Source organism: Streptomyces incanus (genome assembly GCF_042656345.1).
In the GTDB taxonomy this organism is placed as follows: Bacteria; Actinomycetota; Actinomycetes; order Streptomycetales; family Streptomycetaceae; genus Streptomyces; species Streptomyces incanus.
This window is the reverse complement of the sequence record NZ_JBHSPC010000152.1, coordinates 1-8,773: the sequence shown is the minus strand read 5'-3', so window position 1 is coordinate 8,773 and position 8,773 is coordinate 1. Positions and strand designations below refer to the sequence as shown.

Below are 8,773 nucleotides of genomic sequence, written 5' to 3'. Positions count from 1 at the left end.
TCATCCGATCAACGACACACCCGCGCAAAGGCCACACATTCGAACCTCACACTCGCCTGCCCTACCGACACCGGTACCGGACGCACGACACGACACCACCAGATGACACCATCACTACGGATACCAAAGGAAACGCGTGAGCCTGGACGACGTGTACAGCGAACGGGCGTCACGACTGCCGGACGCGGTCGTGTGGACCAACACCCCGACCGGTACCGGAGCGGGCCGGGTGCTCCCCGACGGCTGCATGGACCTGCTCTGGCACGACGGACGCCTGCTGGTCGCGGGCCCCGACACCCACGCCCACCTCACCGAGGGCAGCACGTCGAGCCCTTGGGCGGGCATCCGCTTCCCTCCCGGCACCGCCCCCGCCCTCCTGGGCGTCCCCGCACACGAACTGCGCGATCGGCGGCCGGACCTGGCGGACATCTGGCCGGCGGCGGAGGTACGCCGGGCGACCGCCCGGGTGAACGCGGCGGCCGACCCGGAGCGCGGCCTGGAGGACCTGGCCCTGAGACGGGCGGCCGAGACCGCCACTCCCCCCGACCCGGTGCTCCGACACGTCGTGGCCGCCCTGGACGCGGGCCGCCCGGTCGCCGAGACCGCCGACGAACTCGGCCTGAGCGCACGCGGGCTGCACCGCCGCTCACTCATCGCGTTCGGCTACGGCCCCAAGACCCTGGCCCGCATCCTCCGCCTCCACCGAGCCCTCGCCCTGGCCCGCAAGGGCACCCCGTTCGCGGAGACGGCCACCCGCGCCCGCTACGCGGACCAGGCCCATCTGTCCCGCGAGGTACGGGACTTGACGGGTCTGTCGCTGGGCAGGCTCCTCGTCGCCCACAGCTGAGTGAGCGGGTCCGGGAACACCGCGGAGGCGGAACCCCTCCGGAGTTTCCGCTCGCCTGTCCTGCAGGGGGCAGGGGCGCCCTTACGGGGCGGGTACGCGTACCAACCGGAGTTCGGGGCGCTTCGCGAGGCGGTGGTCGCCGGAGGACCGGCCGCGGATGCGGCGACCGATCCAGGGGCCGAGGAACGTGGCGGCCCAGCGCAGTTCGGCGGCCGTGGCCCGCAGGCGGGTGGGGGCCGGCAGGAGCGGCAGCGGGCGGGTCCAGGAGTCGTCGGTGCCGGGCAGGCCGATCGCCTGGGCGGCGGCTTCGGCGATCCGCGCGTGGCCGAGCGGGCTCGCGTGCAGCCGGTCGGTGCTCCACAGGCGTGGGTCGGTGGAGACGTCGTGCGGCTCGATCTCGGCGACCGTGACCCCGTGGCGGGCGGCCGCCGCGCGGATCCGGTCGTTGATGTCGAACAGCCGGGACCGCAGGGGCCGGGCCACGGGCGCGATCCGCCCGATGTCGGGGAAGGTCAGGGTCACCACGTGGGCCCCGGCCTCCGTGAGTGCGGCGAACATCGCCTCCAGGTGCCCCGCCGCCTCCGCGGCGTCGAACCGGGGCCGCAGCAGGTCGTTCACCCCGGCGACGACGGTCGCGAGGTCCGGGCGCAGGGCCAGGGCCGGGCCGAGCTGCTCCGCGCGGACCTGGCCGGCGCCCCGCCCCCGTACGGCCAGATTGGCGTACTCCAGGCCGGGGTCGGCGGCCGCGACGTGTTCGGCGAGGCGGTCGGCCCAGCCGCGGAGGCCGGTGAGGTCGTCGCCGTCACCGACGCCTTCGGTCTGACTGTCGCCCAGGGCGACGTAGCGGGTGTACCGGGCGCGGCGGGCGGTATCGGTGGTGGGCACGTTCCTGGAGTTCTCGGTGATCGCGGTGGGTGCGGTGGTTTCGACGGTGTCAGCGGTTTCGTGCGGCATGGTCTTCTCGGGCGGTGCGGCTTGCCCGGCCTGCTCCGCCTGCTCGGCGTATTCAGCGTTCGGCACGGGCCTGCCTCCTCTCACGCAGGACCGCCGCCGTGCGCAGGCACCATTCGCGGTGCTCGCGCTCGAAGGACAGGCCGCGCAGGCAGGTCAGGTACGGGCCGATCCGCTCACCCGTGCGCAGGTACTCCTCCTCGTCCAGCGCGCCGCGCATCGTGTCCAGCAGGGAGGCGAGGAGCCCGGCCCTGGCCTCGGCGGCGGACGCCCGCTCCTCGAGCTGTTCGATCAGCGGGGAGGTGTCGATGCGGTCGGCGGCGTGGATCTTGACGAGCAGGTCGTCGCGGATGAACGACGGTTTCGCCACGGCGGCGGCGAACGTCTCCAGCTCGGCGAAGCCGGCGTCGGTCACCTGGAACAGGCGTTTGTTGGGCCGGGTCTCCTGGACCACCTGACGGCCCGTGATCAGGCCCTCCTTCTCCAGCTTGGCCAGCTCGGCGTAGAGCTGCTGGGGGAGGGCGTGCCAGAAGTTCGCCACACCGATGTCGAAGGCCTTCGCCAGCTGGTACCCGCTGTACTCGCCGTGGAGGAGTGCTGCCAGTACGGCATGTCGCAAGGCCATCGCGGCAGCCCTCCCCTTCGCGTCCCGGACACCCGGCCGGGCCCGCGCTCTGCTGGGTTCTTCCCCCGGATCCTACTCAAGAAACTGACTAGTCACATTATTGAGTAGGTGTGGGGGCGGATCGCCCGGGCGCGAGCCGAGCGCCGTGGCCGGGCCGGTGTCCCTGCCGGGCTCATCCGGCCAGCGGCGCGAACAGATCGACCCCGTTGCCGTCCGGGTCGAGGACGGTGGCGTACCGCTGCCCCCACACCGCATCCCACGGCTTGAGCTCGCTCCGGCAGCCGCTCGCCACCAACTCCTCGTAGACGGAATCCACTTCGGCGGGGCTGTCGCACCGCAGGGCGAGCGAGGCCCGCCCTCCGCCCGACGGCGGCTCCCACGCGGCGTGGAACGACCGGACGACCTCCTCGGTGTCCATCAACAATCGCAACCCGCCCGGCAGTTCCGCCTCCGCGTGTCCCTGTTCCTCGGCCCCCTCGGGAAACGCGAACCCGAGCCGCCGATAGAAGGCGACCGAGGCGCCCATGTCGGAGACGACCAACCCGATGGCATCAAATCGTGCGCTCATGGGGCCACCGTAGGCGCGCCCCGTCTCCCCGGTCTTGAAGGAATCGGACACGGCCGCGTGCGGGTCAGCCGCACGGTGGTGCCGTGCTCGCGCGTTCGACCAGGCGGGTGGACAGCTCGGTGCGGGTGCTCTCCGGGCGGTGGCCGTCCATGATGCGGAGCAGGAGGAGCAGGGCCGTCGCCGCCATCTCGGACAGGGGCTGGCGGACCGTCGTCAGCGGTGGGGCGAGCCAGCGGGCCTCGGGGAGGTCGTCGAAGCCGATCACGCTCATGTCGTCCGGCACTCGCAGGCCCCGCTCGGTCAGGGCCTCGTACACCCCGAGCGCCATCCGGTCGGAGCAGACGAAGACGGCCGTGGGAGGCTCGGGCAGATCGAGGAGTTCGCGCATGCGGTGCAGGGCCATGGCCTCGTCGAAGCCGGCGTGACGGACGTACTCGGCGCGCTGTCGGACGCCCGCCGAGGCGAGGGCCGAGCGGTAGCCGGCGACCCGCGCACCGTTGGACACGGTGTTCCGGTGGTCCGCGACGACGGCGATCCGCTCATGGCCGAGGGACAGCAGGTGCTCGGTCGCCGTCATCCCGCCCTGCCAGTTCGCCGCGCCCACCGACACGACGCCCGGTGGGGGGTCGAGTACCGGGTCGATCATCACGAACGGGATGCGGTGCTGATCCAGCCAGGCGTACTGGGGCGCGCCCAGCTCGGCCAGATTGAACAGGACCCCCGACGACCCGCGGGTCACCAGCTTGTCCAGCCAGCCCCGCTCGGGACGCCCGGACCGGCCGCGGGTCAGCGCAGCCGACACCACGATCTCCAGGCCCGCGTCGTGCGCCGCCTCCTCCGCGCCGTGGAGGACCGCGCCGGACCCCGAACTCTCCAGCGAGGCCATCACGAGGTCCACCATGCGAGGCGCCCTGGCCCCGTCGAACCGGGGCCGCCGTACATAGCCGAGCCGGTCCAGGGCCTCCGTGACGCGGCGGCGGGTGTCCGGGGCGACGTCCTCACGCCCGTTGACCACTTTGGACGCGGTCGGTACCGACACCCCCGCCTCGCGGGCCACGACCGCCAGCGTCGGCCCGGCCGCCACGCTCGTCCGTCCCGCGCCTCCCGCACTTCCCGTACGGACCATCGGGGCCTCACCTCTCCGGCCCAGCCGAGGGCCACCGTATAGAAAGCGCTTCCTACTGTAGGTCCGGGGCACCCCGGCGGGAAGAACTCTCACACGGGCGCAGGAATACCGATGAACGACGTGGTGCTCTTGGGGGGACCGGCGGACCGTGCCGGTGCGTGGACGTGGCTCGTGGCGAAGGGCTGGTGCGCAGATGGCGGCAGACCAGGCGAACCCCGTGGTCGGAACGCCGTACGGGGCCGTAAGCGGCCGGTGGGAACGCGGGACCGCCGTGTTCCGGGGCGTCCCGTACGCGGCACCTCCCTTCGGCCCGCGCCGGTTCCGGCCGCCGGTCCCGCCGGAGCCGTGGAACGGCGTGCGCGATGCCGGGGCCTTCGGCCCGACGGCCCCGAAACCACCGTATTCCGATGCCTTCGCCCAGTACCTGTCCGACCCGTCCGTGGCCGGCGACGACTGCCTCAACCTGAACGTGTGGACTCCCGACCCGGCTCCGCCGGCCCGGCTGCCGGTGCTGGTGTGGCTGCACGGCGGAGCCCTGACCAGGGGTTCATCGGCGGTACCGGTGTACGACGGGCACACCTTCGCCCGCGACGGCGTGGTGTTCGTGTCGGCCAACTACCGGCTCGGTGTCGAGGGCTACGGGCTGTTCCCGGACGCCCCCGCCAACCTGGGCCTGCGCGACCAGCTCGCCGCCCTGTGCTGGGTCCACGAGGCGATCACGGCCTTCGGCGGCGACCCCGACCGCATCACCCTCGCCGGCCAGTCCGCCGGGGCGATCAGCACCGGCGCGCTCATAGCCGCCCCGCAGGCCCAGGGCCTGGTACGGCGGGCGATCCTGCAGAGCGGTCCCCCCGAGGCGTCCGACCGCGACAGGGTGCGGCGGGTGGTGCGCCGTATGGCCGGCCGCCTGAAGATCCCCGCCACGGCCGAAGCCTTCACCGCCGTCGACCGCGACCTGCTGCTGCGCACCCAGGCCGAGGTGGGACGCCTCAGCAGCCCGGTGCTCGGCGGACCCGCCCTCGGTATCGTCGTCGACGACGACCTCGTCCCGTGCGATCCCTTGGAGGCACTCACCGACGGCGGCGCCGCCCCCGGCGTCGACCTGCTCACCGGATGGACCACTGACGAGTACCGGCTGTGGCTGGTACCGGGTGGGCTCCTGGAACGCGTCGACCGGCTCGGCGCGGTCGTCCTGGCCGGGGCGATGGCCCGCTGCCGCTGCGGCAGCGAGGTCCCACGCGGCTACCGCGCCCTGCGCCCGGACGCCGGCACCGCCGAGCTCGTCGGGCAGTTGGTCACCGACCACCTCCTGCGCATCCCGCTCCACCGACTCGCCGACGGCCGCGAAGCCCCCTCGTACGTCTACGAGTTCGCCTGGCCCTCTAACCGCCCTGACATGGGCGCCTGCCACGCCCTGGAACTCGGCTTCGTCTTCGACAGCGGCGACGAGCCCGACGCACGCAAACTCGCGGGCGAGGGCGCGCCCCGGGCCCTGGCCGACGCAATGCACGGCGCCTGGGTGCGGTTCGTCTCCGACGGGGATCCGGGATGGGAACGCTGGGACGCGAGCCACCCGGTCCGCGTCTTCGACGACGCCCCTCCGGCCACCGTGCACGGCCCCCGGGACCGCGAACTGGCCCTGTGGACCGCAACCACCGCTGACGCCACCGAAGATCCCTCGCCCACCGCCCCCTCGGAACTCCGCTCGGTCATCAGCCGGTTGCGCCGCAACGGTGCGCTCCGGCGACGCTGAGGGACACAGGATTCCCACGCGTCACGGTCATCCACCTCTGGTGGTATTGCCGTTCTCACTACGGCCCGCCCCGGCCCGTGGTTCTGCGAGGCTTGGTCTCCCGCACGGAGTGGCGAAGAGGAGCAGGGAACCATGCGTGAAGTGAGCCGGGCCGATGTGGTGCTCTCCGGATACGGTCCGGTCGGCCAGGCCTTCGTCGAGTACCTGGCGCGGCAGGGGGACGAGCTTGCCCGCCGGCACGACATACGGGTGAACGTGGTTGCCGTCCGGGCGAGTTCCGCACAGTGCCGGCTCCGCGAGGGCGAGCCTGTGCCACCCCGCTCGGCATGGACTTTGCCGGTCTCGCTGGAGGAGACGCTCGACCGGACCGCTGCCCGCGTCTTCGTCCAGGCGATCCCGTCCTCGCCCGAACTCCGTTCGCACGCCGCGCAGGAGGCCCTCGTCGCCCTGCGCAGAGGGGTCCATGTGGTCACGGCCACCAAGAGCCACCTGCTCAGCCACTGGCGGGACCTCGACGAAGCGGCCCGCGCGGCCGGCAGCATGATCAGGATCTCCGGGGCGACGGGAGCCGCTCTGCCGGCGGGGGACCTGTCCAGGACCTCACTGCGCGGTATGGGCTGCACGACGATCCGGGCCTGCCCGAACGGCACCGCCACGTTCGTCCTCGACCGCCTCGCCGAGGGCGACTCGCTGGGTGAGGCGGTTCGGGAGGCTCAGCGCCGCGGAATCGCGGAAGCGGATCCTTCGTCCGACCTGTCCGGTGAGGACGCCGCCACGAAGGTGCGGCTGCTGGCAGCGCTGGCCTGGGGATGGGACCCGGCGTCCGTACAGGTGCGGGCGGAACCGGTGGACGAGGGCACTTCCCGGGCGGCGCCGGCCGCGGTCTCCCGAGCGCGCCGCCTGCGGGCCGTGGCAAGCGCGTCCTTGGACACGCCCAGCTTGGTCCGCGTCCGACTGGAGGAGACGGAGCCCGGTGACCCCCTGCACGCGCTCGTCGGACCGGAAAAGGCTGTGGTGTTCGGCTGCCCCGATGCCGGCGACGTGATCGTCAGCGGGGGACGCTCGAGTCCCCTGGGTGCCGCGCTCGCCCTGGTGAAGGACACCATCGAGGTCACGGCTCCCCGAACCGGGTTCCTCTGACACGCGATACGCGGGGGACCTGTGCTCCGGGAGGAGACAGAGCGGGCAGGACGGTCAGCCCTTGACGATCCTGCTCTCGACACCGGGAATCCCCTTGTCCCACCAGTGCCCGTAGCGCCGGTAGACGGCGGGATCGCGGTCGGCGAGCAGCACGGACAGCTTCTCCGCCTCCTCGGTCAGACCGTGCCACGCGGCCTTCGCGAGGGTGCGGAAGGCGGTCAGTTCCAGCCCGCCGTCAGTTGCGCGCCACACTCCGGCGACCTGCCCGTCAACGAGCAGGCAGGGCAGCATGTCGCCGTTGCGCCGTACGACCGACGGCCGGTACTCCTGGGGCAGGAGCCGCCCGGGGACGGCGTGGGCCAGCATCGTGCTGTCCCACATCGGCAGCAGCCTCGGCGGTGCCGGGGTGTCCTCGGCGGGCACGGTGGCGTCCGCCAGGTCGAACAGCGGGGCGCGGCCCGGACCCGCCACCCGCACCACCCGGTCGCCGAGCTCCCGCAGTGCCTGGGTGACCACTGGGCGCCCCAGCAGGGTGAACCGGGCGAAGTCCTGGACCGACGCGGGCCCGAACGCCCGTAGGTGGGCGAGGAACAGCCGCCGCACCCCGGCCGCCGCGTCCTGGGGCGCGTACTCGGAGGCTGCGAGGTAGGCGTTCCGCCGGGTGAACGACCACGGGCCGCCGGTCGGCGCATGATGGATCGGCGCGTACGTCCGCAGCGCCCACCAAGCACGGTGCGCGTGCTCGCCGAACCGCCCCGTGACCTCCTGCTCCACCTCGGCGCCGGTGCGGGGCCGTGCCAGGAACCCGGCAAGCTCCGGCAGCAGCGCGTCGACGTCGGTGGGGGTCAGCCCTGTCGAGGTGAAGCGGCGGTCGTACAGCCGCGACGCCCGCAGAGTGCTCAGCATGGCGGCGTGGTGGTGCGCGTAGTCCTCGGCGTGGACGGCGTGCAGCGTGATCCGCACGAGGGGCGCCTTGACGACCCGGCGGTCCTCGAACGCCGCGTCGAGATCCTCGGGCGCGAAGTCCTGCAGGCGGTTCCACAGCGCAAGATACGGCGACGCCGACGTCTGCGCCTGTATGGCGCAGACCCGCCGGACCGCCTCCGCCACATCGAGACGCCGGCGTTCGAGCAGGAGCTGACGATCCAGAGTGGCCAGGACGAGCTGCCGCGCGGTGAGGGTCACGCCCGGATCATGCCGCCCCTGACCGTACGGGAGACCGTCCGTTCTTCATCCGCGGAACGCCAAGCGGCCCGAACCCGGCTGTCGCCTTCTCCGATCACCAAGAGCGCCCACGCCCCAGGAGTGACACACCTACCCGGAAGCGTGAGCACTTCGGCCCTCACTGTTCCTACGCCGCTCACCTGAGCACTCGAGTGACATTCGCCTGCTGATTGCTCACGCTTCTCGGTAAGGGGTCAGCCATCTCCGGTGCGCAGGTCACAGTGCGTCGCGCTTGTACTCGTTGTTCTTGCGCCGGCTGTGCCGGGGCCTGTCCGACGGGTCCGCGGGGTGCACCCTGTCCAACTCCTAGGCTGTGGGCCATGGGGAACAAGCTCACTCCCGAGGGCCGCGCCTTCATCAACTTTCGGGACTACGAGTTCCGGGACCCGAGGGCGCACGGCTTCAGGTGGGTCGACATCAAGCACTTGCGGTGTCCCGCGGAGTCCGCCGATGACGGGAAACTGCTCGCGGCACTTATAGGGGTCTTCGAACTTGATGGGGGCGCGGCGGTGACGGGCAGGCCTGCCGGTCACGCTGCG

The 8,773-nt window shown here is 72.4% G+C and carries 8 protein-coding genes and 1 pseudogene; 4 read left to right on the top strand and 5 right to left on the bottom strand.

What is annotated here, in order from left to right:
• The first annotated feature begins 151 nt into the window (after window positions 1–151).
• Window positions 152–847 (top strand): helix-turn-helix domain-containing protein, encoded by a 696-nt coding sequence (locus ACFP2V_RS35350; protein WP_381219666.1) that lies wholly within the window; start codon window positions 152–154, stop codon window positions 845–847.
• 81 nt (window positions 848–928) lie between these two features.
• On the opposite strand, the gene ACFP2V_RS35345 is transcribed toward ACFP2V_RS35350, so the two are convergent.
• The 4 genes from ACFP2V_RS35345 to ACFP2V_RS35330 all read right to left on the bottom strand — a co-directional run bounded on the left by ACFP2V_RS35345 (window position 929) and on the right by ACFP2V_RS35330 (window position 4,117).
• Window positions 929–1,867, bottom strand: coding sequence for an SGNH/GDSL hydrolase family protein (locus ACFP2V_RS35345; protein ID WP_381219663.1), 939 nt, complete (start codon window positions 1,865–1,867; stop codon window positions 929–931).
• Window positions 1,854–2,423, bottom strand: coding sequence for a PadR family transcriptional regulator (locus ACFP2V_RS35340; protein WP_381219660.1), 570 nt, complete (start codon window positions 2,421–2,423; stop codon window positions 1,854–1,856). The genes ACFP2V_RS35345 and ACFP2V_RS35340 overlap by 14 nt, the downstream gene beginning before the upstream one ends.
• A 172-nt stretch (window positions 2,424–2,595) precedes the next feature.
• A complete protein-coding gene (locus tag ACFP2V_RS35335; protein ID WP_381219657.1) occupies window positions 2,596–2,991 on the bottom strand; it encodes a VOC family protein in 396 nt (131 codons plus the stop codon).
• Window positions 2,992–3,055: 64 nt separating this feature from the next.
• Complete coding sequence (locus tag ACFP2V_RS35330; RefSeq protein WP_381219654.1) at window positions 3,056–4,117, bottom strand: LacI family DNA-binding transcriptional regulator; 1,062 nt, start codon at window positions 4,115–4,117, stop codon at window positions 3,056–3,058.
• A 193-nt stretch (window positions 4,118–4,310) separates the two neighbouring features.
• On the opposite strand from ACFP2V_RS35330, the gene ACFP2V_RS35325 reads away from it, so the two are divergent.
• Together ACFP2V_RS35325 and ACFP2V_RS35320 are read left to right on the top strand one after the other, a co-directional pair.
• The gene (locus ACFP2V_RS35325; RefSeq protein WP_381219651.1) at window positions 4,311–5,870 is read left to right on the top strand and encodes a carboxylesterase/lipase family protein; all 1,560 of its coding nucleotides are present in this window, start codon (window positions 4,311–4,313) and stop codon (window positions 5,868–5,870) included.
• 132 nt (window positions 5,871–6,002) lie between these two features.
• The gene (locus ACFP2V_RS35320) at window positions 6,003–7,010 is read left to right on the top strand and encodes a homoserine dehydrogenase (protein WP_381219648.1); all 1,008 of its coding nucleotides are present in this window, start codon (window positions 6,003–6,005) and stop codon (window positions 7,008–7,010) included.
• Between the two features lie 54 nt (window positions 7,011–7,064).
• Here the strand turns inward: ACFP2V_RS35320 and ACFP2V_RS35315 are convergent, their stop codons facing one another.
• The gene (locus ACFP2V_RS35315) at window positions 7,065–8,195 is read right to left on the bottom strand and encodes a winged helix DNA-binding domain-containing protein (RefSeq protein ID WP_381219645.1); all 1,131 of its coding nucleotides are present in this window, start codon (window positions 8,193–8,195) and stop codon (window positions 7,065–7,067) included.
• Between the two features lie 359 nt (window positions 8,196–8,554).
• On the opposite strand from ACFP2V_RS35315, the pseudogene ACFP2V_RS35310 reads away from it, so the two are divergent.
• A pseudogene (locus ACFP2V_RS35310) lies at window positions 8,555–8,773 on the top strand (hypothetical protein); the annotation flags it as partial.

Excerpts from the sequence above, each read along its gene's own strand:
- ACFP2V_RS35330 (WP_381219654.1), bottom strand. The coding sequence starts at position 4,117 with ATGGTCCGTACGGGAAGTGCGGGAGGCGCGGGACGGACGAGCGTGGCG.
- ACFP2V_RS35325 (WP_381219651.1), top strand. The coding sequence starts at position 4,311 with ATGGCGGCAGACCAGGCGAACCCCGTGGTCGGAACGCCGTACGGGGCC.
- ACFP2V_RS35320 (WP_381219648.1), top strand. The coding sequence starts at position 6,003 with ATGCGTGAAGTGAGCCGGGCCGATGTGGTGCTCTCCGGATACGGTCCG.
- ACFP2V_RS35335 (WP_381219657.1), bottom strand. The coding sequence starts at position 2,991 with ATGAGCGCACGATTTGATGCCATCGGGTTGGTCGTCTCCGACATGGGC.
- ACFP2V_RS35340 (WP_381219660.1), bottom strand. The coding sequence starts at position 2,423 with ATGGCCTTGCGACATGCCGTACTGGCAGCACTCCTCCACGGCGAGTAC.